Annotated in this window: 20 protein-coding genes; 8 read left to right on the forward strand and 12 right to left on the reverse strand. The window is 74.0% G+C overall.

Going from position 1 to position 24181, the window contains the following annotated elements; all coding sequences use genetic code 11:
* Positions 1 to 13: 13 nt before the first annotated feature.
* Positions 14 to 1606, forward strand: coding sequence for a GMC family oxidoreductase (locus tag PVK74_RS12105; RefSeq protein WP_274479087.1), 1593 nt, complete (start codon positions 14 to 16; stop codon positions 1604 to 1606).
* A gap of 41 nt (positions 1607 to 1647) precedes the next feature.
* Here PVK74_RS12105 and PVK74_RS12110 read toward each other — a convergent pair whose 3' ends face one another.
* The 4 genes from PVK74_RS12110 to PVK74_RS12125 all read right to left on the reverse strand — a co-directional run bounded on the left by PVK74_RS12110 (position 1648) and on the right by PVK74_RS12125 (position 6372).
* Entirely contained in the window at positions 1648 to 2451 is an 804-nt protein-coding gene (locus PVK74_RS12110; protein ID WP_274479088.1) for a lipase family alpha/beta hydrolase, read from the reverse strand.
* A gap of 170 nt (positions 2452 to 2621) precedes the next feature.
* A complete protein-coding gene (locus PVK74_RS12115; RefSeq protein ID WP_013287536.1) occupies positions 2622 to 2885 on the reverse strand; it encodes a DUF6244 family protein in 264 nt (87 codons plus the stop codon).
* 146 nt (positions 2886 to 3031) lie between these two features.
* Positions 3032 to 3859 carry a hypothetical protein gene (locus tag PVK74_RS12120; RefSeq protein ID WP_166456881.1) on the reverse strand — a complete coding sequence of 276 codons (828 nt, stop codon included), beginning with the start codon at positions 3857 to 3859 and terminating at the stop codon, positions 3032 to 3034.
* Entirely contained in the window at positions 3856 to 6372 is a 2517-nt protein-coding gene (locus PVK74_RS12125) for an FtsK/SpoIIIE domain-containing protein (protein ID WP_140946360.1), read from the reverse strand. Before PVK74_RS12125 ends, PVK74_RS12120 begins: the two co-directional genes overlap by 4 nt.
* Before the next feature lie 184 nt (positions 6373 to 6556).
* Between PVK74_RS12125 and PVK74_RS12130 the strand changes: the two genes are divergently transcribed.
* Together PVK74_RS12130 and PVK74_RS12135 are read left to right on the forward strand one after the other, a co-directional pair.
* Positions 6557 to 7966: an alkaline phosphatase PhoX gene (locus PVK74_RS12130; RefSeq protein WP_274479089.1), complete on the forward strand. Its 1410-nt coding sequence runs from the start codon at positions 6557 to 6559 to the stop codon at positions 7964 to 7966.
* Positions 7967 to 8079: 113 nt separating this feature from the next.
* A complete protein-coding gene (locus PVK74_RS12135; protein WP_064445263.1) occupies positions 8080 to 8289 on the forward strand; it encodes a Fic family protein in 210 nt (69 codons plus the stop codon).
* 207 nt (positions 8290 to 8496) lie between these two features.
* Here the strand turns inward: PVK74_RS12135 and PVK74_RS12140 are convergent, their stop codons facing one another.
* Both PVK74_RS12140 and PVK74_RS12145 read right to left on the reverse strand, forming a co-directional pair.
* Positions 8497 to 8703: a DUF397 domain-containing protein gene (locus PVK74_RS12140; RefSeq protein ID WP_082930880.1), complete on the reverse strand. Its 207-nt coding sequence runs from the start codon at positions 8701 to 8703 to the stop codon at positions 8497 to 8499.
* A complete protein-coding gene (locus tag PVK74_RS12145; protein ID WP_043329540.1) occupies positions 8694 to 9461 on the reverse strand; it encodes a Scr1 family TA system antitoxin-like transcriptional regulator in 768 nt (255 codons plus the stop codon). Before PVK74_RS12145 ends, PVK74_RS12140 begins: the two co-directional genes overlap by 10 nt.
* A 185-nt stretch (positions 9462 to 9646) precedes the next feature.
* Here PVK74_RS12145 and PVK74_RS12150 point away from each other — a divergent pair, with 185 nt between their 5' ends.
* Positions 9647 to 9982, forward strand: a complete 336-nt coding sequence (locus PVK74_RS12150; protein ID WP_209962665.1) for a hypothetical protein — start codon at positions 9647 to 9649, stop codon at positions 9980 to 9982.
* A 26-nt stretch (positions 9983 to 10008) separates the two neighbouring features.
* Positions 10009 to 10263, forward strand: a complete 255-nt coding sequence (locus PVK74_RS12155; protein WP_082930966.1) for a hypothetical protein — start codon at positions 10009 to 10011, stop codon at positions 10261 to 10263.
* A 37-nt stretch (positions 10264 to 10300) separates the two neighbouring features.
* On the opposite strand, the gene PVK74_RS12160 is transcribed toward PVK74_RS12155, so the two are convergent.
* The gene (locus PVK74_RS12160; protein ID WP_043331116.1) at positions 10301 to 10882 is read right to left on the reverse strand and encodes a TetR/AcrR family transcriptional regulator; all 582 of its coding nucleotides are present in this window, start codon (positions 10880 to 10882) and stop codon (positions 10301 to 10303) included.
* Between the two features lie 182 nt (positions 10883 to 11064).
* Here PVK74_RS12160 and PVK74_RS12165 point away from each other — a divergent pair, with 182 nt between their 5' ends.
* Complete coding sequence (locus PVK74_RS12165) at positions 11065 to 12519, forward strand: MFS transporter (RefSeq protein ID WP_069089051.1); 1455 nt, start codon at positions 11065 to 11067, stop codon at positions 12517 to 12519.
* A 66-nt stretch (positions 12520 to 12585) separates the two neighbouring features.
* Here the strand turns inward: PVK74_RS12165 and PVK74_RS12170 are convergent, their stop codons facing one another.
* A complete protein-coding gene (locus PVK74_RS12170; protein ID WP_113972516.1) occupies positions 12586 to 13371 on the reverse strand; it encodes an SGNH/GDSL hydrolase family protein in 786 nt (261 codons plus the stop codon).
* 195 nt (positions 13372 to 13566) lie between these two features.
* On the opposite strand from PVK74_RS12170, the gene PVK74_RS12175 reads away from it, so the two are divergent.
* Complete coding sequence (locus PVK74_RS12175) at positions 13567 to 15102, forward strand: M1 family metallopeptidase (protein ID WP_274479090.1); 1536 nt, start codon at positions 13567 to 13569, stop codon at positions 15100 to 15102.
* Positions 15103 to 15154: 52 nt separating this feature from the next.
* On the opposite strand, the gene PVK74_RS12180 is transcribed toward PVK74_RS12175, so the two are convergent.
* From PVK74_RS12180 to gltB, 3 genes are all read right to left on the reverse strand, one after another.
* Positions 15155 to 15682, reverse strand: a complete 528-nt coding sequence (locus PVK74_RS12180) for a hypothetical protein (RefSeq protein WP_043329534.1) — start codon at positions 15680 to 15682, stop codon at positions 15155 to 15157.
* 145 nt (positions 15683 to 15827) lie between these two features.
* Positions 15828 to 17333, reverse strand: a complete 1506-nt coding sequence (locus PVK74_RS12185; RefSeq protein ID WP_069089048.1) for a glutamate synthase subunit beta — start codon at positions 17331 to 17333, stop codon at positions 15828 to 15830.
* Positions 17326 to 21984: a glutamate synthase large subunit gene (gltB, locus tag PVK74_RS12190; RefSeq protein WP_274479091.1), complete on the reverse strand. Its 4659-nt coding sequence runs from the start codon at positions 21982 to 21984 to the stop codon at positions 17326 to 17328. The genes PVK74_RS12185 and gltB overlap by 8 nt, the downstream gene beginning before the upstream one ends.
* Positions 21985 to 22129: 145 nt before the next feature.
* Between gltB and PVK74_RS12195 the strand changes: the two genes are divergently transcribed.
* Entirely contained in the window at positions 22130 to 22972 is an 843-nt protein-coding gene (locus tag PVK74_RS12195; protein WP_043329528.1) for a GNAT family N-acetyltransferase, read from the forward strand.
* 17 nt (positions 22973 to 22989) lie between these two features.
* Here the strand turns inward: PVK74_RS12195 and PVK74_RS12200 are convergent, their stop codons facing one another.
* Positions 22990 to 24177, reverse strand: coding sequence for an FAD-dependent oxidoreductase (locus PVK74_RS12200; protein ID WP_043329527.1), 1188 nt, complete (start codon positions 24175 to 24177; stop codon positions 22990 to 22992).
* Positions 24178 to 24181 lie beyond the last annotated feature (4 nt).

The raw sequence follows: 24181 nt of genomic DNA on the forward strand, positions 1-24181 counted from the left end.
GTGGGGGTCCGCTGTGGAGGAGTTCGACTACATCATCGTGGGGGCCGGCGCGGCGGGGTGCGTGCTGGCCAACCGGCTCACCGAGGATCCGGGAACGCGGGTGCTGCTGCTGGAGGCGGGCGGCTGGGACCGCAGCCCGTACGTGCGGGTGCCGAAGGCGTTCTCCCGGCTGATGGACGACGAGCGCACCGCCTGGCACTACCCGGCCACCACCGGGCCGGGCCGCCAGGAGATCTGGCAGCGCGGCCGGATGATCGGCGGCTCGACGTCGGTCAACGGCATGATCTGGAGCCGCGGCGCGGCCCGCGACTGGGACGCCCTCGACCCGCTGGGCTGGGGCTGGTCGGCCATGCGGCAGGTGTTCACGCGGCTGGAGGACCACCCGCTGGGCCCCGCGCCGCACCGGGGCGCGGGCGGGCCGGTGCGGCTGTCCATCGCCACCGGCACCGACCCGCTCGCCGAGGAGATGGTGGCCACCGGCGCCGAGCTGGGCTGGCGCCGGGCCGACGACCTGGACGCCGACGACGACGAGCGGATCGGCTACCCCACCGCCACCATCCACGGCGGACGGCGGGTCAGCGCCGCGAACGCGTTCCTGCACCCGGTGCGGCGCCGGCCCAACCTGACCGTCGAGGTCGGCGCCGTCGTGCTGCGGGTGCTGGTCGAGGGCGGCCGGGCGGTCGGCGTACGGGTGGCGCACGGCGGCCGGGAGGTCGAGCGCCGGGCGGCCGGGGAGGTGATCCTCGCCGCGGGCGCCCTGGCCACCCCGCACCTGTTGCAGGTCTCCGGCATCGGGCCGGCGGACACGCTGCGCGCCGCGGGCGTGCCGGTGCTGCTCGACCGGCCCCGGGTCGGCGCGGGGCTGCGCGAGCACCGGTCGATGGTGCTGCAGTACCGCCTCGCCGAGCCCGGCGGCCACAACATGACCATCGGCAGCCCGCTCGGGCAGGCCCGGGCCACGCTGCGCTGGCTGCTCACCGGCGGCGGCCCGCTCGCCCTGCCGGTGCTCGACGTGGCGGCCCACGTCAAGTCCCGGCCGGAGCTGGACCGCCCGGACGCGCACCTGCTGATGGCGCCGTTCTCGGCCGCCCCGCCCCGGCCCGGCAAGGCCCTCGAACTGGAACGGGAACCGGGCGTGATGTGCCTGGGCACGGTGACCCGGCCGGACAGCGAGGGCAGCCTGGCGATCACCGACGCGGACCCGCGTACGCCGCCGGCTGTCGTGGCGAACTACCTCACCACCGACCACGACCGGCGGGTGGCGGCGGACCTGTTCCGCCGGATGCGGGAGTTCTTCGCCACCGGGCCGATCGCGAAGCGGATCCGGGCCGAGACAGTGCCCGGCCCGGCGGTCCGCACCGACGCCGAGATCGTCGAGGCGGCGGTGGCACGCGGCTACTGCGGCTACCACGCCATCGGCACCTGCGCGATGGGCGACGGCGACGACCACGTGGTCGACCCGCAGCTGCGGGTACGCGGCGTGGACGGGCTGCGGGTGGTCGACGCGTCGGTGCTGCCGGTGATGGTGGCGGGCTGGACCAGCGCCCCGGTGAGCGCGCTGGCCTGGCGGGCCGCGGACGTCATCCGCGGGCGGGACGGGAGCTGACAGCGCCCGGGCCCGCGCGACGGCGGGCCCGGGCACCGGTGTCAGACCGCGAAACAGTTCGGCCGGACCGGGGCGCCGGCGAGCACCTGGCGCACCACCGTGTACGTGGTGCCGTCCAGCACCAGCCCGAGGTGGCCGACGACCCGCAGCGGGCACCACGCCTGCACCAGCACGTTCGTGGCGCCGTCGGCGAGCAGCGCGTTGTCGACCGGCCGGACCAGCTCGTCCTGCCAGGTGCGCACGGTGGCCCAGCGGACCGGCCCGGGCGTGTCGTCGCCGGCGTTGAGGTCGGCCAGGAAGCTCGACCCGATCGACATCTGCTGACAGGCGATCACCCCGGCGCAGCTGCCCAGCCCGAGGAACGCGACCAGGTTGGCGACGTACGTGCCGTACTGCGGGCTGCCGAGGCTGACGTACTGGTCGACGGTGGCGGCGCCGCCGAGGTACTTGACGTACCAGCGGCTGACCAGGCCGCCCTCGGAGTGGCCGACCAGGTCGACCCGGGCCGCTCCGGTGGCGGCGCGGACCTGGTCCACGTAGGTCGAGAGCGCACGGGCGGACTCGCGGATGTCGCCGAGGCCGAGGTTCGGCAACTGGAAGATCGAGACCCGGTAGCCGTCGGCGCGCAGCCGGGCGGCGATCGGCTCGTACGCGATGGAGATTCCACTGAGGCCGCCGACCACGATCACCGGGTCGGCGGCCGCGGCGGTGGCCCGTTGCGCGGCGGTGGTGACGGTGGCCGTGTTCGACGGGGCGGCGGGTTCGGCGGCGGCCGCCTGGGCGGCGGCCGGGACGAGCAGGACGGTGGCGGCGGTGGTGGCGGCCAGGATCGTTCGGAGCAGCATGGGCTGCACCTCCGAGGGGGAGGCACCCGGGCGGACCGGGAGGGGACGGGTGGGATCCGATCGATCGTGGACACGATGATGCGTGTCCGATTTCACACACGTCAATGAGAAGTTACGCGGCGGTAACCACTTGTCGCGCCCACCGCGCAAACCGGCAAGCCGGGCCGGGCTCAGTTGCCCAGCGCCTGGACCTTCGCGATGGTCTCCTGGACGTGCTGCCGGGCCGGCTCCCCGCCCTGCGCGGCCTGCGCCAGCGCCTGCCGGTAGGAGTCGATGACGCCGATCAGCGGCCCGGCCGTGGCCCCCTCCAGCGCGCCCGCCACCAGCGCCCGCGCCTCCGCCGCGTCCTGTGCCGCGGCAGCCGTGCGCGCCTTGGCCTCGTCCAGCTTCTGCGCCGCCGCCGCCAGCCTCGCGATGATCTCCGCCGCGCTCACAACCCCTCCCCCACCTCACCCACCCTCGGGAACCCTACCGCCCTCCCCCACCCCCACGCCTTCGCGATCTTGCAGTTTCCGCCCCGGCAAAAGCCACATCAAGCCCACCGCCGCGGCCACAAGTCCATGATCGACAGGGGCTGGGGTCAGCGGAGGAGGCGGAACAGAAGCAGGTAGACGCAGAACAGCGACGGGGAGACCAGCGCGCAGATCACGAAGCCCAGCGGCACGTACCGCCCGGTCGTGGCCTCACCGCCGGCCAGCGCCGGGCGGCCCCACCGGGCCAGCACGACCTGACCGGCCACGAAGGACAGCAGCGGCACCCCGGCGCAGGACAGCGCCGCCACCAGGTCCAGCCCGGCCACCGGCACCGGCGACCCCACGAGCGCGACCAGCATCAGCAGCGAGCCGACGAGCGCGCAACCGCCGTACACCGCGACCGCCCGGGCCGGCGCCGACCAGGTCGGCAACAGCACCGGCGTGCGGGCCAGCGCGTCGGCCTGCTGCCCGTACCCGTCGGCCTCCCCGGCGAGCCGCTCCGCCGCAGCCAGCTCCGCCGCCGGGTCACCCGCCCGCGGCGCCACACCCGGAGAGGGGTACGCCCCGACGCCCGCCTGCCCCGGCGCGGCGGCTGCGCCGCCGGTCACGCCGTCCCCCGGCCCGGCGCCCGTCCGCCCGCCCGCGTCCTCCCCCCGCCCGGCGCCCGTCCGCCCGCCCACGTCTGCCGCCTCCGGCGCGGCCGGTCCGGCGGCCACCGCAACCGCCGGCGCCGGTACCGAGGTCATCGGCGTGCCGATCGCCTGGCCCAGCCGGTCCAGGTGCTGCCCCTGGGCGACGAGCCGCTGCCCCAGCTTGTCGACGGCGGCCTGCAGGCCACGGCGGCGCTCCGCCTCGGCCGCGATCTCTCGCTCCCCGCCCCGCTGCCGGGTGGACAGCTCCCGCAGCAGCGCCGCGTACTCGTCGAATCCACTCATGGGACATCACTCCCCGCGGCGAACGGCACGATCAGCGCGGTGCGGTGCTCGTGCCGGTCGACGAGCAGCGCGCGGCCCTCGCGCGGCACGTACGCGAGGTCGTGCACGCCGAGGTGCAGGCCCAGGTCGGCGGCGGGCACGTTGAGCGCGACCAGGCCGGTGACGTCGTCGCGCTGCCCGCTGCCGCCCAGGTCGTCGGCGAGCCGGCGCAGCCCGCGCCACCAGCCGAGCACGTGCACCCCGCGCGCGGGCCCCTGGCGCAGCACGGCGCGCAGATCGTCGTACCCGGAACGGAACGTCGCCGGGTCGGAGGCGGCGAGCGTCGTGGCGGCGGCGTCCACCCCGAACACCACCAGGTAGGTACGCCCGGAGGCCGGGGCGTCACCTGCGGCGGCCTCGGCGAGCTGGGCGCGCAGTGCCTCGGCGGCCAGGCGGCGGACCGGGTGCCCGGCGGCGGCCAGCGTCATGGCCAGGTCGTCGGCGGCGTCGGTGGTGCCGGGCGCCAGCGGCGCGAACAGGAACCGGGCGGTGCCGGGCGCGTGCTGCCGGGCCAGGGACAGCGTGGCCGACCGGAGCACCTCCGCGCCGACGGTGGCGGTGCCGACCACCGCCAGGTGCCGGCCCGGGCTGGCGTCGAGCGCGAACCCGGCCGGGCTGCCGGCGACGTCGACCGCGCGGCCCACGAGCGCGTACGGCGGGTCGGCGCCCGGCGTCAGCGCGGTCCAGGCGGAGTCGTCGGTGAGCCGGGGCGTCTCGTGTCCCCGGAACACCGACGGCGGGCGCGATCCGGCCGGGCGGGCCGCGTGCAGCTCGTGGCGCAGCGCCGCCAGGTCGGCCGAGGCGGCGTGCGCGTCGGGGAACCGCACCTCCGCGTCCGCGCCGGGCGCGCCGGCGGCGGTGTTCACCACTGCCGTGCCGACGGTGAGCCCGCGCGCGGCGTCGTTGCGCGGGTCCAGCACGGCGTCCCCGCCGGGCAGCGCGATCCGCAGCGGGAACTGGCCGAAGATGGCCTCGGCCCGGCCGTAGAGCGCCTCGATGCCGGTGGTGCTCTGGCTGGCCAGCACCAGGTGCAGGCCGTACGAGCGGCCCTTGCGGGCCAGTTCCTCGATCAGGTCGACGGCCTGCCGGGCCAGCGCGTCGTTGCCGGCGAACAGCACGTGGAACTCGTCGATCACGGTGACGATCCGGGGCGGCCGGGCGTTGGGCGGCAGGTCGGCCAGGCGGCTGACCCCGTGCCGCTTGAGCAGGTCGGCGCGGCGGCCCAACTCGGCGCGCAGCTCCCGCAGCACCGCCACGCCGTACTCGCGGTCGGACTCGATGCCCACCGCGTCGGCGTGCGGCAGCCAGGACGGGTCGCGGTCGGTGGGCACGAACTCGGTGAAGCTCACGCCCTCCTTGAAGTCGAGCAGCATCAGCCGCAGCTCGGCCGGGGAGTAGCGGGCGGCCAGCCCGTAGAGCACGTCGAGCAGCAGCACCGTCTTGCCGGCGCCGGTGCGGCCGCCGATCAGCCAGTGCGGCGTGGCGTCGTCGAACGCCACCGCGAGCGGGCGGCGGCCGGCGCGGCCGAGCACGGTACGCAGGCCGGAGGCGGCGGACCCGGCCCAGCGCTGCGCGGGCAGCAGGTCGGCGAACGTGACGACGTCCTGGTCGGCGGTCTCGGCGTACCGGCGGGCCAGCGCGGTCACCGCGGCGTGCGACGGGTCGCCGTCGAGCACCACCGGCGCGGCCAGCCCGCTGCCGTCGGCGCTGAACGGGCGGCCGGGCGGGTCACCGACGAGCGTGTACCGCTCGGTGATCCGCAGGTGGGTGGTGGCGCCCAGCGGCGGCGCGGCGCTCGGCCCGGCGGGCCGGTGACCGGCCAGCAGCACGCAGACCGCGGCGGCCGGGCCGGCGTGGGTGAGCGCGGCGAGCCGGGCCAGCTCCCGGGGCGGCGGCGCGGACGCGGCCACCACCACCAGCAGCTCCCGGTCCTCCGGCGCGGACCGCTGGGCGGTACGGGCGTGCCGCTCGGCCGCGTCGAGCAGCGCTGCTGTCTCCGCCTCGGTGGTCGCCGCCGCGGCGAGCACCCCGGCGTCCTGCAGTGGGCGCAGCGGCAGGAACGCCGCGCCGAAGGCGGCCTGGTCGATGCCGACGACCCGGATCGCGCCGGCCGGAGCGGCGGTCAGCAGCCGCACCACCACCGCCCGCAGCAGCTCCCCGACGCGCGGGTCGCGGGCGTCCTGATCGAGCGCCAGATGCGCGCCCGCCCCCACCGGCACGAGCACCGGGAACGCGCCGTCGACTGTGGTCGCCGCGCCGAGGCGTACCGGAACGGGGTGGGTCGCGACGCGGGCGGTGCCGGGCACCGCGGCGGCCAGCTCACCGCCGAGGCGGGCCAGCCGCGCGACCAGCTCGGGGCTGCCCACCGGCGCCGGCCCGGCGGCGCCGAGCAGCCGCCGAGCCGCCTCCCAGTGGCGCAGTGCCTGCCGGTGCCGATCGACCGCCTGCCGGTACGCCGCCGCGAGTCTGCCCACCGTCCGCCCTCCGACGTCTTGCGATCGAGGGAACCCTAACGGACGCGCGGCGCAGCGGCACAAGGCGCTCCGCACCGGGGATTCGTCCACTGTTCACCCGGCGGCGGACGGGCGCGCCGCCCACCGTTCCCCCGGCCCCGCTTGCCTTCCTCCAGGCAATCGTGGCGCACAGGAAGGCGACGACGTGACCTCACCTCTTCCCCGGCGGTCCCTGCTGCGCGGCGGCGTGGCCGGCGGGCTCGGCATCGTGGTGGCCGGCAGCCTGGAGGCGATCGCCGGCCCGGCCGCGGCCCGGCCCGCGTGCCGTCCCGCCGTCGGCTACGGCGACCTGGTGCCGGACCCGGCCGGCCTGCTGGCGCTGCCGCCGGGCTTCTCGTACACGGTGGTCGCGCAGGCGGGCGCGACGCTGCTGGAGTCCGGGCAGCCCACCCCCAGCGACGCCGACGGCACCGGCTGCTTCCGCGGCCCGCGCGGCTCGGTGCTGGTGAACAACCACGAGATCGGCGGCGACGAGCCGTACCCGGTGCCGGCGCTGACCGGTCTCACCTACGACCCGGGTGCCCGCGGCGGCACCACCACCATCGAGGTGGACCGGCACGGGCGGCGGCTGCGCGAGTACGTGAGCGTGGCCGGCACGCACAACAACTGCGCCGGTGGCATCACCCCGTGGGGCACGTGGCTGACCTGCGAGGAGACCGAGCAGCGGGCCGGTGGGCGATTCCTGAAGGACCACGGGTACGTCTTCGAGGTCGACCCGCACGACAGGTCCGCCAACACCGACCCGGTGCCGCTGACGTTCCTCGGGCGGTACTCGCACGAGGCGGTCGCGGTCGACCCGTACACGCACTCGATCTACCTGACCGAGGACGCGAGCGGGCCCAACGGCCTGTACTTCCGGTGGACGCCGCCGCCCGGTTTCCGGGCCGGCAAGGGCGCGCTGCGGGCGCTCGCCCAGCGGCCCGACGGCGGCGCCGCCGGAAGCCTCGCCGCGATGCGCTGCCTGCGCGGCGACGACCATGTGACCGACCTGTCCGAGGCCACCACGCCCGGGACCCGCTACCGGGTCGAGTGGGTCGAGGTGCCGGATCGCGACGCGCGCACCGTGTCCGTACGCAAGCAGTTCACCGACGCGGAGGTGACCCGCAGCCGCAAGCTGGAGGGCGCCTGGTGGGGCGACGGCGGCGCGTACTTCGTGGCCAGCTACGCCCGGCACGACGACGGCAGCGCCAACGAGCACGACGGGCAGGTGTGGTTCTACGACCCGCGCCGGCAGACCGTGACGCTGAAGACCATCTTCGGGGTGAACACCGACCCGGACGCCGACCACGGCAACTACGACGGGCCGGACAACATCACCGTGTCGCCGTACGGCGGGGTGATCCTGGCCGAGGACGGCGAGGGTGTGTCGCACCTGGTCGGCGTCACCGAGCAGGGCACTGCGTATCCGCTGGCGCGCAACGAGCTGAACGACAGCGAGTTCACCGGGCCGACGTTCAGCGCGGACGGCAGGACGCTGTTCGCCAACATCCAGTCGCCGGGGTACGTGTTCGCGATCACCGGGCCGTGGGGGCGGCCGGGCAACGGGCACCGCTGACGGGACGGTGAGCGGCCGGCGGTTCTCGCTCGGGAGCCGCCGGCCGAGCAGTGCTGGTCTGCGACAGACGTCCCATTCGACACCGCTGCACGGGTCGCTTGGCCAGGCGGATCATGCTGAACGTCTGCCATCCGTTCCGGGAGGGCAACGGACGGACCCTGCGCGCCTTCCTGCGCCAGCTCGGCGCCGCGGCCGGCTACCTGCTCGACTGGTCGGAACTCGACGCGGCGGACAACATCGACGCTTGCGTCCAGCACCTGAACACCGGCGAGACGGACCTCCTGACAGCAGCGCTCGATCCGGTCGTCCGGCGTATCAGCTGAGCCACGCTGCTCAGTCATAGATCCTGGAGGATATCTCCTGTGCCGCTTGACGCATTCGTTCGCGCAGCTTGACCCGACGACCGCGAGGCCACTGCTGCTCCACCTGAGCACGTTGCCTCCCCGCGCGAGCGCAGCCCTCGGCGGAGACCGCCATCCCCCGCCGGGCCAGTTCGGCATCGAGATCTTCACCGAGCGTCGGTGCTGGTGTCATCGACGCTCACTGACGCCGATCTCCTTGGCCAGGTCGACGAATCCCTGCCAGGCCGCCGGCGCGAAGGCCAGCGTCGCGCCGGCCCGGTCCTTGGTGTCCCGGACCAGCACGACGCCCGCGAGGTTGTCGGCGACCTCCACACAAGAGCCGCCGTTGTTGCCGCTCTTCGTGCTCTTGCGCCATCGCGCAGCGGTCATGTCCATGATCCTGCCGCTTCCATGATCAGGTCTAGTGACTGGGTTCGGGAGAGGGCCTCGCCCCTGATGCGCTCCCACCTACGGCTGAGCGTAGCAACGGCCGCAGCCTCATTAAGTAGCTGCGCGGACGCCTGGCTGTCGACGTGCGCGACATGTTCACCGGTGGGCAGTTCGGCGAGGATGAAGCCGCCACCGAGCCCCGGATACATGCCGATGTCCCTCGGCACGACGTGTATCTGCACACCGGGCAGGGCTGCGCAGTGGACCAGGTGCTCAAGCTGCTCCCGCATCAGCTCCCGGTCGCCGTAGGCCGACTGATGCAGTACGCCCTCGAAGATGACCGCGACGACCAGAGGCGGCCGGTCCCGACGGAGGATCGCCTGTCGTTCGAGCCGCGAGGCGACCAGCTCATCGATTTCCGCTGCGGTCAGCGCCTCGCCGGTCAGCGTCGCGCGTGCATATGCCTCGGTCTGCAACAGCCCGGGTACCCATGTGTGCTCGAACCAGCGGATCGACACGGCGTCCCGCTCCCAGTCGACCCACTCACGCAGCCACGGCGGTTCACGGCGCTTGAGGACGTCCGGCCAAAGATCCCCGACGTCCCGGCCGAGGAGCGCCGCCACCTGGGCACGTCGCCGAGGCTGCGGAATACGTCCCGGAGAGACCCAACGGGCCGCCGTCTTCGGATCCACGCCGGTCTGAGCTGCAAGGCTCTCCGCCGTCTCACCGGCTTCGGCCATCGCCACCTGGAGCGCGTGGTTCATCCTTCCTCCCTCATGGACGTCCCGAACGTCTCGGCACCATACATCAACGCTGTGTATTGGTCCCATAGCTCTCAGCAAAGCTGACCTCCAGGCGACACAGCCGGTGCTCGGACGTCCGGCGGCCACAGGACCAGGGATGTCGGGCGAGCCGCCCGACGCAGCCCCCCTGGCAGGAGAGGAAACTCATGCCCGACAGCAGGCCGAGGGCGGGTCGACGCGACGCAACGGCGAATGACAGCCCGCTCAAGGCGGGAGACCTCCTCTGCCTCGACCGCAGGGCAAGCGTTCAGTTCTTTCGCCCGATCACCGTTCGCGTGATCCGGGAGATCGAGGATCGCCAGCCGTACGACGGCTGGGCATGGATCGAGGCGTACGAGTTGAACGCCCGAGGCACCGCAGTCACCAAGCGGGAACTTTTCGTGTATTTGGCTGGTCTGCACCGACTGGAATCAACAACTCGGGAGCGCATGTCCAGCAGCAGCCGCACTTACGCGGCCACGCGGCTGCGAGGGCTGGGGTGAGCACGGGCGCTCGCGCGCATCTGCCTATGCGCCCACTCTGGATCTGCAAACGCTGCGCTTATCCGTGGCCGTGCGCGGAGGCTCGACTCGCACTGCTCGCCGAGTACGCGAACGATCGTGTCGCCCTGTCGATCTACCTGTGTGGGCAGCTCTATGACGCAGCCCACGAGCTACATCGCCTCAACCCGTACGAGGCTCCCAGCCCACAAGTGTTGTTCGCTCGATTCGTCGGCTGGGCACGGCCGCGCCCGCCACTTCCTCCCGTGCCGAGCAGCCCTTGATGCGTCACGTCGACAGACGGCCGGGCGACGAGACGTATCAGGTCACACGGGCCGGCGGGCGCAGGCCGTCCAGCGCGATGGCCAGGACGCGGTCGCGCTGGGCCGGGTCCGGGAACTGGTACGCGGCCAGCCCGCTGATCAGCCGGATCACGTCGTCGAAGCCGGCGTCCGGCCGGGCGGCTCCGGCCTCCTGGGCGCGGCGCAGCAGCGGCTCGCCGGTCGCGTAGATCTCGGTGCGGCAGCTGCGGAACACCTCGGAGTCGTGCACCAGCTCCTCGGCCAGCGCCCGCTTGGTGGCCACGTAGGCGACGAACCGGTGCAGCCAGCCGACCAGGGCGTCCCAGGGCGGCTCGTCGGCCAGGTCGGCGGCGGAGGCGCTGAGCGCGCGCACCTCCTCGACGTAGACCGCCTCGAACAGGTCACGCCGGTGGGGGAAGTTGCGGTAGAGCGTGCCGATGCCCACGCCGGCCCGGCGGGCGATCTCCTCCAGCGACGCGCCCGCGCCGTGCTCGCCGAAGACCTCACGGGCGGCGGCGATGAGCGCGTCGTAGTTGCGGCGGGCGTCGGCCCGTTTCGGGCGGCGGGAGAAGACCTCACCGGGCACGTCGGCGTCGGTCATGACCCGCGTCACCCCTTCCGTCTTGCAACCGGAGGCAGCCCTCCGCTAAGTTAATGGAGGCAAGCCTCCGGTTGCTGACCGGAGCCACCCCTCCGGATAGCTTACTCCGGACGTCCGGCCGCCACCGCCGCAGGACCGCGCGAGCGGCCACCAGTCTCGTACCGAACGGGGAGTCGTCCCACATGATCCACTCAACCCGGCGCGGCTCGCGCCGGCTCACCTTCCTCGTGCTGGCCGCCGGCACCGGATTCTTCGCGATGCTCCAGTCGCTGATCACGCCGGTGCTGCCCACCATCCAGCACGACCTCCACACCTCGCCCAACACGGTGACCTGGGTCCTCACCGCCTACCTGCTCTCCGCGTCCGTCTTCACGCCGATCATCGGCCGCGTCGGCGACATGGTCGGCAAGGAGAAGACACTCGTCTTCTCGCTCGCCGCACTGGCGCTGGGCTGCCTGCTGGCGGCCGTCGCCCCCAGCATCGGCGTGTTGATCGCCGCCCGCGTGGTGCAGGGCATCGGCGGCGCCGTCTTCCCGCTGTCGTTCGGCATCATCCGCGACGAGTTCCCGGCCGCCCGGGTCAGCTCGGCGGTGGCCTCGATCTCCGCGGTCGTCGCAGTCGGCGGCGGGCTGGGCGTGGTGCTGGCCGGGCCGATCGTGGCCACGCTGGGCTACCGGTGGCTGTTCTGGATCCCGCTGGTGGTGGTCGGCCTGACCGCGCTCGCCGCGCACCGGTTCGTGCCGCGCTCGCCGGTACGCACCCCGGGCCGGATCAACTGGCTCAGCGCCGTACTCCTGTCCGGCTGGCTGGTGGCGCTGCTGCTGCCGGTCAGCAAGGGCGCCGCGTGGGGTTGGGGCTCCGGCCGGGTGGTCGGGCTGCTGGCGCTGGCCGCGGTGCTCGCGGTCGCCTGGCTGGCGACCGAGGCGCGGGCTGCGAACCCGCTGATCGACCTGCGGATGATGCGCCTGCCGGCGGTCTGGACCACGAACCTCGTCGGGTTGCTCTACGGCGCCTCGATGTTCGCCGTCTACGCCTTCCTGCCGCAGTTCGCGCAGATCCCGACCAGCGCCGGCTACGGCTTCGGCGCCAGCATCACCCAGGCCGGGCTGCTGATGCTGCCGATGCTCGTCGGCATGTTCGTGGCCGGCCTGCTGGCCGGACGGCTGCAGTCCCGGTTCAGCGCCAAGGCGCAGCTGAGCACCGGCGCGGTGTTCAACGTCGCGGCCGCCGCCATGCTGACCGTCGCGCACGACACCCGCTGGCAGGTCGGTGTCGCCGGTGGCCTGGTCGGCCTCGGCATCGGGCTGGCGTTCGCCTCGATGGCCAACCTGATCGTGGCGAACGTGCCGGCCGGGCAGACCGGCGCGGCGACCGGCATGAACGCCAACATCCGTACCATCGGCGGCGCGATCGGCGCGGCGCTCGCCAGCGCCGTGATCACCGCGAATCCGCAGCCGAGCGGGCTGCCCCGGGAGGCCGGCTTCACGGCGGGCTTCCTGCTGCTCACCGGCATCTCGGTGGCCGCGGCGCTGGCCGCGCTCGCCGTACCCTCCGGCCGCCGCCGGTGGCCGCGGCGACGGATCGGGCCGGCGGTGCCGGACCTGGCGCCGGCGCCGGAGCTGGTCCCGGCCCGCTGACCCCATGGGGTACGCGGACGGAAGCCCCGCCCGGCGCCGGTGCCGGGCGGGGCTTCGCCGTGCCGGTCAGCCGATGGCGGCGGTCAGCGCGGCCAGGTAGCCGTAGCGGTAGCCGTTCGCGTTCGGGTGGTACGCCTCGATCACGCCGCTGACGTCACGGATCCACGGGTCGGCGGCGCACACGCCGTGCCCGGCGAAGAACGGCCGCGCGTCGACGAACGTGCCCCCGGCCGCGGCGGCCCGGCCGGAGATGACGCCGTTGAGCGTGTCGGCGGCCTGGTTGAGGATGGTGCGCTTGTAGCTGCTCATGGCGAGCAGGCCGCAGGAGCCGGTCTCGAACAGCCGCGGGTAGCCGAGCACCACCAGCCGGGCGTTCGGGGCCCGGTTGCGGATCGCGGTGTACGTGGCGTCGAGCCGGGCGGGCAGCGTCGCGGTGGCGAACGCCTTCGACTCGTTCACAGCGCTCTCGCAGCTCGACGTGCTGCCGAACCGGCAACTGGTCATCACGTCGGCGAAGCCGGCGTCGTTGCCGCCGATGGTGATGGTCACCAGCGTGGTGCTGCTGCTGAGCTGGCCGACCTGGTTGTTCAGCACGTCGGCGGTGACCGCGCCGCCGCAGGCCGGGAACTTGAAGCTGGTGACCGAGTGGGCGGCGGCCCAGAGCGGGGCGTACGACTTCTGGCTGCGCAGGCAGGTGGACAGGTCGTACGGGCCGGCGCCGACCCCGGAGGAGTAGGAGTCGCCGAGGGCGACGTAGTTGACGGTGGCCGCCCGGGCGGCGCCGGGCAGGAGCACGGCGCCGAGGACGGCCGCCAGGACGGCGGCGAACACGGTACGGACGCGACGGGGCATGGCAGAGCCTCCACGGGGCAGGGTGGTGGAGCCCGTTGACCGCGCGCGTGGCCGAGGGATCGGTGCTGTTACTGGTCGGTAATGCTATCGAAACATTTGCCGAAATTGAATAGCCGAGATCGGCCGGACGGGACAGATGCGTTCACATGCGTCGATTAGCTTGGCGGTGACGACACCCGACGGAGGGAGTCCCCCGTGCGACGCGCACTCACGGCGGCCATCGCCGCCCTGACCCTCACCGCGGCCGGCACCACAGTGACCGGCGCGCCCGGCCAGGCCGCCCCGGCCGGATGGGGCCGGCCGCAACCCGCGGCGGCCACCCCGACGCCCGGCAGCCCCGGGCTGGGCGACAGCTACTTCCCCGACTACGGCAACGGCGGCTACGACGTCGGGCACTACGACATCCGGCTGCGCTACGAGCCGGCCACCGACCGGCTCACCGGCACCACCACGATCCTGGCCACCGCCACCAAGGACCTGTCCCGGTTCAACCTGGACTTCGTCCTCGCCGTCGAGTCGGTGCGCGTTAACGGCTGGGTCGCCACGTACACCCGGGCCGGCGACCACGAGCTGGTGATCACCCCGGCCCGGCCGCTGACCAAGGGGCAGCAGCTCACCGTCGTGGTGAAGTACGCGGGCGTGCCGTCGCAGACCACGGTCCAGGGCTACACCGCGTGGACCCGTACCGCCGACGGGGCGCTCGCCGTCAACGAGCCCGAGTCGGCCTGGTGGTGGTACCCGAGCAACGACCACCCGAAGGACAAGGCCACCTGGGACATCTCCGTCTCGGTGCCGACCGGCGTCGAGGTGATCAGCAACGGCGTGCAGCCGCGCGACCCGCTGCCCGAGGCCGGCAACCGCACCCGGTGGAGCTGGCGCAGCGTCAAGCCCGGCGCCACGTACCAGGCGTTCCTGGCCATCGGGCAGTACGACATCGTCACCGACGTCGCGCCCAACGGCCAGCCGGTGGTGAACGCGTACAGCACCACGCTCGGCGAGCGCCTGCCCGCCGCGCGGGCCAGCATCGAACGCACCGCCGAGATCGTCGACTGGGAGAGCGGGCTGTTCGGCCCGTACCCGTTCGAGGCGCAGGGCGGCGTGGCCGGGCCGGTCGACGGCATCGGCTTCGCGCTGGAGACGCAGACCCGCCCGGTGTACGGCCCCGGCTTCTGGCGGCGCGGCGCCAACCCGTACGTGGTGGTGCACGAGAACGCCCACCAGTGGTTCGGCGACTCGGTGTCGGTGGCGGACTGGCGGCACATCTGGCTCAACGAGGGCTTCGCCTCGTACGCCGAGTGGCTCTGGTCCGAGGAGCAGGGCGAGGGCACCGCGCAGGAGCTGTTCGACTTCACCTACGACAGCTACCCGGCCGACTCGGAGTTCTGGCAGGTGCGCCCCGGCGACCCGGGCCCGAGCGGGATCTTCGACGACGCCGTCTACGACCGGGGCGCGATGGCGCTGCACCAGATCCGGCTCGCCGTCGGCGACGCCGCGTTCTTCCGCATCCTGCGCACCTGGACGGCCAAGCGGCAGTACGCCAACGGCACCGTCGCGCAGTTCCAGGCGCTCGCCGAGCGGATCTCCGGGCGGGACCTCGACGCGGTGTTCACCACCTGGCTGTTCACGCCCGGCCGCCCCGACGTGACCGCCGCCGCGCGGACGAGCGCCGCACCGGCGCAGCCGGCCTCGTGGACGAAGATCCGCGCGGCGCACGACCCGCTCGGCCGCTGACCGGGCGCCGGCCGGGCCGCTCCCCCACGACGGGGGCGGCCCGGCCGGCCGGTCAACCGGCGGTCGGCACGGGTGCCGCAGTCGACGCCGTCCAAGGCTGCGCCGCCTCGACCGCGCGGATGTGGCGGTAGGCGAACCAGAGCGGCGGGAACGCGCCGACCGCGAACGAGAGGTCGACGAGCGTCCAGAACCAGGGGATGTCCCGGATCGGACCGCAGATCACCGCCAGCGGCACGATGCCGGCGCAGGCGATCATTCCGACCTGGACCACCCACACGTTGCGGACCGGGTCACGCAGCGGCCCCCAGAACGCCACCGCGAGCACCAGGTGCGCGAAGGCCAGCCAGTCGGTGCCGTACCGCAGGAACGGGTAGTCCTCACCGGCCGCCACCAGTCCGACGTGGACCCGCTCGATCCAGTCGACCAGCGCCGGAAACTGCCCGGCGAGCGGGTCGGACGCCGCCAGCAGCCAGCGCACCTCGACCTCCAGCGGGAACGCGGTCACCCCGCTGAGGAAGAGCCCCGCCACCACCAGCCAGAGCCAGCGGCGGATGCGCCGCAGGCGTACCTCGACGTCCATGGCCGCAGCCTAACGACGGTCGTCGTGCCGCCGGGGCCCCGTCCGGCATGACCTGGGCCACCCTTCCCGGACGGCCGCGCGGCGGCGGCGGGTGTTAAGAAGGGCCCCCTCCTCTACCTGAGGCGTTAAGAGGGGGCCCTTCCTTTCACCTGGCGGCGAGCGGCTGGCGGGCCGGGTCGACCGGGGCGGGCAGGTCGCCCACCCCGCCCAGGTACGTGTGGATCGCCGCCGCGGCGGCGCGTCCCTCGGCGATCGCCCAGACGATCAGCGACGCGCCCCGGTGCATGTCACCGGCGACGAAGACGCCGTCGGTGGCCTGCCAGTCCGGGCGGGAGTCGATCGCGCCCCGGCCGTTGCGGGTCACCCCGAACTGCGCCAGCAGCGGCTGCTCCTCGGTGCCCTCGAAGCCGATGGCGAGCAGCACCAGGTCGGCCGGGATCTCGCGCTCGGAGCCGGGCAGCGCGGTGACGATGCGGCGACCGTCCACCTTCTCCACTGTCACCTCGGCGATCCGGACCGCGCGGACCTGGCCGGTGCCGTCGTCCACGAACTCCTGCACGGCGACGGCGAAGACCCGCTCGCCGCCCTCCTCGTGCGCCGGGTAGTTGCGCAGCACCCACGGCCAGGTCGGCCACGGGTCCCGCGCCGCGTCCCGCTCGGCCGGCGGCTCCGGGTAGAGGTCGAGCTGGTGTACGCCGGCCGCGCCCTGCCGGTGCGCCACGCCGAGGCAGTCGGCGGCGGTGTCGCCACCACCGATGATCACCACGTGCTTGCCGGCGGCGTCGATCGGCGTACCGTCGGGCAGCGTCGCGGGGGCGGGCTTCCCGTCCCCGGCGGCGGCCACCACCCGGTTCGCGGCGACCAGGTGCGCCATCGCCTGGTGCACGCCGCGCAGCGCCCGGCCGGGCGTCTCCGGGGTGTCCCGGCCCTGCAACGCGCCGCAGGCAAGCAGCACCGCGTCGTGCTCGGCGCGCAACTGCTCGGCGGTCACGTCGACGCCGACCTCGACGCCGGTGCGGAACCGCACGCCCTCGGCGGTGAGCTGGGCCAGCCGCTTGTCGATGTGCTGCTTCTCCAGCTTGAAGTCGGGGATGCCGTAGCGGAGCAGGCCGCCGATCGCGTCGTCGCGCTCGTACACGGTGACCGTGTGACCGGCGCGGGCGAGCTGCTGCGCGGCGGCCAGCCCGGCCGGGCCGGAGCCGACCACGGCCACCGACCGGCCGGTGGACACGGACGCGGGCCGGGGCCGCAGGCCGTCGCGGGCCACCGCCGCGTCGGCGATCTCCACCTCGACCTGCTTGATGGTGACCGGCTGCTGGCCGCCCAGGCCGAGCACGCAGGCCGCCTCGCACGGCGCCGGGCAGAGCCGGCCGGTGAACTCGGGGAAGTTGTTGGTGGCGTGCAGCGAGTCCACCGCCGCGTCCCAGTTGCCGGTGCGGACCAGGTCGTTCCAGTCCGGGATGCGGTTGCCCAGCGGGCAGCCGTCGTGGCAGAACGGGATGCCGCAGTCCATGCACCGGGTGGCCTGCTCGCGGATCAGCTCCTCACCGGCCGGCGGGTACACCTCCCGCCAGTCGGAGATCCGCACCGGCACCGGACGACGGGCCGGCAGCCGCCGGTCGTAGCGCAGGAAACCGTTCGGGTCAGGCACGAGCCACCTCCTGGGCGACCGCCCGGGGCGCGGGCGGTACCGGCGCGGGCGAGAGGGCGCTCATCACCGCGTCGTCGACGTCTCGGCCGGCGGCTTCGGCGGCCCGCATGATCTCCATGACCCGGCGGTAGTCCCGGGGCACCACCGCGGTGAACTCCTCCACCGCCTGCGGCCAGCGCTTGAGCAGGTCCTCGGCGACCGCCGAGTCCGTCTCGGCGAAGTGCCGCTGGACCAGCTCGTGCAGCCGGTCGCGTTCCTCGTCGCGCAGCGGCGACAGGTCGACCAGCTCGGTGTTGACCAGTCGCCGGTCGAGCCGGTGCACGAACGCGGTGCCGCCGGACATGCCGGCGGCGAAGTTGCGCCCGGTCGGCCCGAGCACCACGACGGTGCCGCCGGTCATGTACTCGCAGCCGTGGTCGCCGAGGCCCTCGACCACCGCGACCGCGCCGGAGTTGCGCACCGCGAACCGCTCCCCCACCCGGCCGCGCAGGTAGACCTCGCCGCCGGTCGCGCCGTACAGGATGGTGTTGCCGGCGATGATCTGGTCCTCGGCGCGGCGGCCGGGCGCGGCGTCCACGCCGACGAACGGCGCGCCGGCGTCCGGCCGCACCACGAGGCGTCCGCCGGACAGTCCCTTGCCGACGTAGTCGTTGGCGTCGCCGTGCAGGCGCAGCGTGACGCCGCGCGGCAGGAACGCGCCGAACGACTGGCCGGCGGTGCCGCGCAGCAGGAACTCGATCGTGTCGTCGGGCAGGCCGGCGCCGCCGAAGCGGCGGGTCACCTCGCCGCCGAGCATCGCGCCGACGCTGCGGTGCTCGTTGCGCACCTCGACCTCGACCCGGACCGGGGTGCGCTCCCGCAGCGCCGGCCCGGCCAGCTCGATGAGCCGGTTGTCCAGCGCCGCGTCGAGGCCGTGGTCCTGGGCGCGTACGCCCCGGCGGGCCGCGCCCTCGGGCAGCTCGGGCAGGTGCAGCACGCGGCTCAGGTCGAGCCCGTGGCCCTTCCAGTGGTCGATCGCGCCGGCCACGTCGAGCAGCTCGGTGTGCCCGATCGCCTCGTCGATGCTGCGGAAGCCCAGCTCGGCCAGGTAGCCGCGGACCTCCTCGGCGAGGAAGAGGAAGAAGTTCTCCACGAACTCGGGGCGGCCGGTGAAGCGCTCGCGCAGCACCGGGTTCTGGGTGGCGATGCCGACCGGACAGGTGTCCAGGTGGCACACCCGCATCATCACGCAGCCCTCGACGATCAGCGGGGCGGTGGCGAAGCCGAACTCCTCGGCGCCGAGCAGCGCCGCGATCAGCACGTCCCGGCCGGTCTTGAGCTGGCCGTCGACCTGCACGGTGACCCGGTCGCGCAGCTTGTTCAGCAGCAGCGTCTGCTGCGCCTCGGCCAGGCCCAGCTCCCACGGGGTGCCGGCGTGCTTGAGCGAGTTGAGCGGGGACGCGCCGGTGCCGCCGTCGTGGCCGGAGATCAGGATGACGTCGGCCTTGAGCTTGGCCACGCCCGCCGCGACGGTGCCCACGCCGACCTCGCTGACCAGCTTGACGTGCACCCGGGCGGCCGGGTTGACGCACTTCAGGTCGTGGACGAGCTGGGCCAGGTCCTCGATGGAGTAGATGTCGTGGTGCGGCGGCGGGGAGATCAGGCCGACACCGGGGGTGGCGTGCCGGGTCCGGGCGATCCACGGCCAGACCTTGTTGCCGGGTAGCTGCCCGCCCTCGCCGGGCTTCGCGCCCTGCGCCATCTTGATCTGGAGGTCGTCGGCGTTGACGAGGTATTCGCTGGTCACGCCGAAGCGGCCGCTGGCGATCTGCTTGACCGCGGAGCGCCGCGCCGGGTCGTGCAGCCGCTCGACGTCCTCGCCGCCCTCACCGGTGTTGGACTTGCCGCCGAGCCGGTTCATCGCGATCGCGAGCGTCTCGTGCGCCTCCGCCGAGATCGACCCGTACGACATGGCGCCGGTGGCGAAGCGCTTGACGATCTCGCTGGCCGGCTCGACCTCGTCCAGCGGCACCGCCGGTCGTACGCCGGTGCGCAGCGTGAACAGCCCGCGCAGCGAGCCGGCCTGCGCGGCCAGCTCGTCGACCTTCGCGGTGTACTGCCGGAACACGTCGTACTGGCGGCTGCGGGTGGCGTGCTGGAGCAGGAAGACGGTCTCCGGGTTGAACAGGTGCAGCTCGCCCTCGCGGCGCCACTGGTACTCGCCGCCGACCTCCAGCCGGTCGTTCGCCTGCACGCCCGGTGCCGGCCAGGCCCGCGCGTGCCGGGCCGCCACCTCGGCGTGGATCTCGGCCAGCCCGATGCCGCCGATGGTGCTCGGCGTGCCCCGGAAGTACCTGTCGACCAGGCGGGTCTCCAGGCCGACCGCCTCGAAGACCTGCGCGCCGCAGTATGACGACACGGTCGAGATCCCCATCTTGGACATGATCTTCAGGACGCCCTTGCCGAGCGCCTTGACGTAGTTGCGGACCGCCTTCACCCGGTCGACGCCGGCCAGCACGCCGGTGGAGATCATGTCCTCGACCGACTCGAAGGCCAGGTACGGGTTGACCGCCGCCGCGCCGTACCCGATCAGCACCGCCGCGTGGTGCACCTCGCGGCAGTCGCCGGACTCGACGATCAGCGCGACCTGGGTGCGGGTCTGCTCGCGTACCAGGTGCTGGTGCACCGCGGCGGTGAGCAGCAGCGACGGGATCGGGGCCAGGTCGGCGTTGGAGTCCCGGTCGGAGAGCACCAGGATGCGTACGCCGTCCTCGATCGCCTCGGAGACGTGCCGGCAGATCTCGGTCAGCCGGGCCTTGATGCCGGCGCCGCCGTCGCGCAGGCGGTAGAGACCGGAGACCCGGACCGCCTTGAAGCCGGGCAGGTCGCCGTCCTCGTCGATGGAGAGGATCTTGGCCAGCTCGTCGTTGTCGATCACCGGGTACGGCAGCACGATCTGCCGGCAGCTCGCCGGACCCGGGTCGAGCAGGTTGCCCTCCGGCCCGATGGTGGACGCCAGGCTGGTCACCAGCTCCTCCCGGATGGCGTCCAGCGGCGGATTGGTGACCTGCGCGAAGAGCTGATGGAAGTAGTCGTAGAGCAGCCGCGGCCGGGTGGACAGCGGGGCGATGGGCGTGTCGGTGCCCATCGAGCCGATCGGCTCCGCGCCGCTGCGGGCCATCGGGCCGAGCAGGATCTTCAGCTCCTCCTCGGTGTAGCCGAACACCTGCTGGCGGCGGCGTACCGAGTCGTGGGTGTAGACGATGTGCTCGCGGGCCGGCAGGTCGTCCAGCTCGATCAGGCCCGCGTGCAGCCACTCCTGGTACGGCTGCTCGGCGGCCAGCTCGGTCTTGATCTCGTCGTCGGAGACGATCCGGCCGTTGACGGTGTCGACCAGGAACATCCGGCCCGGCTGGAGCCGGCCCTTGGCGATCACGGTGGACGGGTCCAGGTCGAGCACGCCCGCCTCGCTGCCAAGCACCACCAGCCCGTCGGCGGTGTGCCACCAGCGGCCCGGGCGCAGCCCGTTGCGGTCGAGCACCGCGCCGACGATCTCGCCGTCGGTGAAGGCGACCGAGGCCGGGCCGTCCCACGGCTCCATCAGGCTGGCGTGGAAGCGGTAGAAGGCGCGCTTGTCGGCGCGCATGTCCGGGTCGTTCTCCCACGCCTCGGGGATCATCATGAGCACCGCGTGCGGCAGGCTCCGCCCGGCCAGGTGCAGCAGCTCCAGGACCTCGTCGAAGTTCGCCGAGTCGGACGCGGCCGGGGTGCACACCGGGAAGACCCGGCGGATGTTGCCGGGCAGGTTCGGGCTGCGCAGCAGCGCCTCGCGGGCCTGCATCCAGTTGCGGTTGCCGCGAATCGTGTTGATCTCGCCGTTGTGCGCGATGAACCGGTACGGGTGCGCCAGCGGCCAGGAGGGGAACGTGTTCGTGGAGAAGCGCGAGTGCACCAGCGCGATGGCGCTGACCACCCGCTCGTCGGTCAGCTCCGGGTAGAACTCCGGAAGCTGGTCCGGGGTGAGCATGCCCTTCCACACCATGGTGCGGCCGGACAGCGACGGGAAGTACGCCGGCACGCCCCGCTCGGCGGTCTCCCGCTCGACCTGCTTGCGCAGGCAGAACGCCACCCGGTCCAGGTCCAGCCCGGTCAGCGGGGAACCGGCCGGGCCGGCCGGTGAGCCGGTCAGCCGGCGCGCGGCCACGAAGAGCTGCCGGACCCGGGGCATCGCCGCGAGCGCCGTCTCCCCCAGGCCGGACGGGTCGGTCGGCACCTCGCGCCAGCCGAGCACGTCGGCGCCCTCGACCAGCGCGTACTTGTCGACCACCTGGCGGGCACGGGTCTCGGCCGCGTCGTCGTCGGGCAGGAACACCAGGCCGGTGGCGTACTGGCCGGCCGGGGGCAGCGGGAAGTCGACGGTGGCGCGCAGGAACGCGTCCGGCACCTGGATCATGATGCCGGCGCCGTCCCCGGTGTTGTGCTCCGCGCCCCGGGCGCCCCGGTGGTCCAGCCGGCACAGCGCCCCGAGGCCGTTCGCGACGACCTGGTGCGAGCGCCGCCCGTGCAGGTCGGCCACGAAGGCCACACCGCAGGCGTCATGCTCGTACGCGGGGTCGTAGAGCCCGGTCGCCGGTGGGGCCGACTGCGGGCTGTGAGGGTACGGAAAGGCCACCGGGCCTCCTGTCGTCACTCAGGATGGATCATGATGGGGACGACGTCGGCCCTCTGCGGTTTATTGAGTCTACGTTAGGGCTTCCGGCGCAAGGCCAGTTCAGATTGATCACACTTCCAGATGCTGGGACATGTAGTCTCGCGCGGTGGATCTCGCACGCGCTGACGTACTCGACCGGTTGGAGCGGTTCTACGACGCGGTGCCCCGCGACGGGGCCCGGACCGAGGAGTACGGCGCCCTGGTGCTCTTCGTCCGGGAAGGCGCCGGATGGCCGTTCTACGCCCGGCCCCGGCTCGACGCCACCGAGCACCCCACCCTCGCCGATGTCAACGCGGTACGCACCCGGCAGCAGGAACTGGGCCTGCCGGAGGCGTTCGAATGGGTGCACGAGCACCAACCGGAGCTGCTGGCGGTGGCCCGCTCAGCCGGGCTGAGCGTGCTGGAGGCGCCGCTGATGCTGCTGGAACCGGAGCGCCTGCCCGAACCGGGGACGTTCAGCGACGTACCGGTGCGGGTGCTGGACCCCGGCGACGCGGGCTTCGCCGCGGACATCGCGCTGCGGCGGGCCGTCGCCGCGGTCGGCTTCGCCAACGGCGGCACCGCGCGCGGCGAGGCCGGACCGGCCGAGCGGGACGCCACCGTCTCCGGGCTGGACGTGGCCGCGCTGGAGGAGGAGGCGACCCGGGTCGCCGACGGCCGGCGCATCTCCGTGCTCGCCGCCACGCCCGAGGAAGGCGCGCTCGCCGGCGGCATGGCCATGCGGGTCGGCGACGTGGCGGAGATCGCCGGGGTGGCCACGCTGCCGTCCGCGCGGCGGCGCGGCCTCGGCGCGGCGGTGACCGCCACCCTCGCTCGGGAACTGCGGGCCGCCGGCACCGACCTGATCTTCCTCAGCGCCGGCAGCGAGGACATCGCCCGGGTCTACCTGCGGGTCGGGTTCCGCCGGATCGGCACCGCCTGCATCGCCGAGCCCGCCGCGGTCATCTGAGGCCGCCGCGGCGGAGGTCAGGACGGCGGCTGCCAGGCGGCGGCCGCCGCGGCGGCCGTGTTACGCAGGCGCGGGCTGATCGTGCCGAGGGCGGCGTCGCGGGCGCGCAGCGCCAGCCGGCCCCGGGCCTGCAGGACCGCCGACATCCGCCGGGTCTGCCGGACCATCGTGGCCGCGCGGGGCCGGCGCAGCCTGTCGTACGCGGTCACCGCGTCCGGCAGCCGCGACTCCCGCAGCAGTCCGGCCAGCGTCGCCGCGTCCTCGAACGCCAGGCAGGCGCCCTGGCCGAGGTGCGGCGGCATGGCGTGCGCCGCGTCGCCGAGCAGCACCACGCCGCCCGGCCCGGCCGGGAAGCCGTACGCCTTGGGCAGCGGACGCAGCTCGCGGATCTCCTGCTGCACCACGTCGTCCGGGTCGGTCGCGTCCAGCAGCGTGCCGATCGGCGCGGGCCAGCCCGCGAACCAGCGCTTGAGCAGCGCGAGCTGGACCTCGGGCGGCTCCGGGCGGGGCGCGCCCGCCGCCGTGGCCACCCAGTAGACGCCGCCCCGGCGGGACGCCCCGGCGTTGCCCCGCTCGCCGAGCGAGGCGGCCAGGAACCGGTAGCCGGCGCCCAGCGTCTCCCCCTGCAGCGGCTGGTCGTCGGGCAGTTGCGGGGCCCGGTACCAGGGGATGACCGCCCGCCACGCCGCGCACCCGGAGCTGACCACCGAGGTCTCCGGCGCCAACTGCCGGCGGATCTCGCTGTCGGTGCCGTCGGCGGCCACCACCAGGTCCGCCTCGTAGGTGTGCCGGCCGTCGCCCACCGCCGGGCGCTCACCGGACGCGGCGCGCACCGTCCGCACGCTCACGCCGGTACGCAGCTCGACCCGGTCACCCAGGCCGGCGATGAGCGCGTCGTGCAGGTCCTCCCGGTGCACCACCACCGGCATCCGCTCGGCCGGGGTGGACCGGGCCTGCACCAGCCAGTGCCCGTCCGGGCGGCGCACGCCGCCGTCGGGCAGCGGGGTGGCGATCGCGTCCAGCCCGTCGCCCAGCCCGAGGGCGCGCAGCGCGCGTACCCCGTTGGGCCAGAGCACCACGGCGGTCGCCTCCGGCCGGACCCGGTCGGCGCGTTCCAGCAGCGTGACCTGCCATCCCGAGCGGGCCAGCACGCCGGCCACCGCCATCCCGCCGAGGCCGGCGCCGACCACCACCGCGCTGCGCATGACT

The sequence above is a fragment of the Micromonospora chalcea genome (assembly GCF_028768405.1).
Classification (GTDB): domain Bacteria; phylum Actinomycetota; class Actinomycetes; order Mycobacteriales; family Micromonosporaceae; genus Micromonospora; species Micromonospora chalcea.

What these genes read in the sequence shown, in the direction of transcription:
- PVK74_RS12200 (WP_043329527.1), bottom strand. Translation starts at nt 24,177, where the DNA reads ATGCGCAGCGCGGTGGTGGTCGGCGCCGGCCTCGGCGGGATGGCGGTG.
- PVK74_RS12135 (WP_064445263.1), top strand. Translation starts at nt 8,080, where the DNA reads ATGCTGAACGTCTGCCATCCGTTCCGGGAGGGCAACGGACGGACCCTG.
- PVK74_RS12155 (WP_082930966.1), top strand. Translation starts at nt 10,009, where the DNA reads ATGCGCCCACTCTGGATCTGCAAACGCTGCGCTTATCCGTGGCCGTGC.
- PVK74_RS12145 (WP_043329540.1), bottom strand. Translation starts at nt 9,461, where the DNA reads ATGAACCACGCGCTCCAGGTGGCGATGGCCGAAGCCGGTGAGACGGCG.
- PVK74_RS12160 (WP_043331116.1), bottom strand. Translation starts at nt 10,882, where the DNA reads ATGACCGACGCCGACGTGCCCGGTGAGGTCTTCTCCCGCCGCCCGAAA.
- PVK74_RS12110 (WP_274479088.1), bottom strand. Translation starts at nt 2,451, where the DNA reads ATGCTGCTCCGAACGATCCTGGCCGCCACCACCGCCGCCACCGTCCTG.
- PVK74_RS12140 (WP_082930880.1), bottom strand. Translation starts at nt 8,703, where the DNA reads ATGGACATGACCGCTGCGCGATGGCGCAAGAGCACGAAGAGCGGCAAC.
- PVK74_RS12165 (WP_069089051.1), top strand. Translation starts at nt 11,065, where the DNA reads ATGATCCACTCAACCCGGCGCGGCTCGCGCCGGCTCACCTTCCTCGTG.
- PVK74_RS12150 (WP_209962665.1), top strand. Translation starts at nt 9,647, where the DNA reads ATGCCCGACAGCAGGCCGAGGGCGGGTCGACGCGACGCAACGGCGAAT.
- PVK74_RS12180 (WP_043329534.1), bottom strand. Translation starts at nt 15,682, where the DNA reads ATGGACGTCGAGGTACGCCTGCGGCGCATCCGCCGCTGGCTCTGGCTG.
- PVK74_RS12170 (WP_113972516.1), bottom strand. Translation starts at nt 13,371, where the DNA reads ATGCCCCGTCGCGTCCGTACCGTGTTCGCCGCCGTCCTGGCGGCCGTC.
- PVK74_RS12120 (WP_166456881.1), bottom strand. Translation starts at nt 3,859, where the DNA reads ATGAGTGGATTCGACGAGTACGCGGCGCTGCTGCGGGAGCTGTCCACC.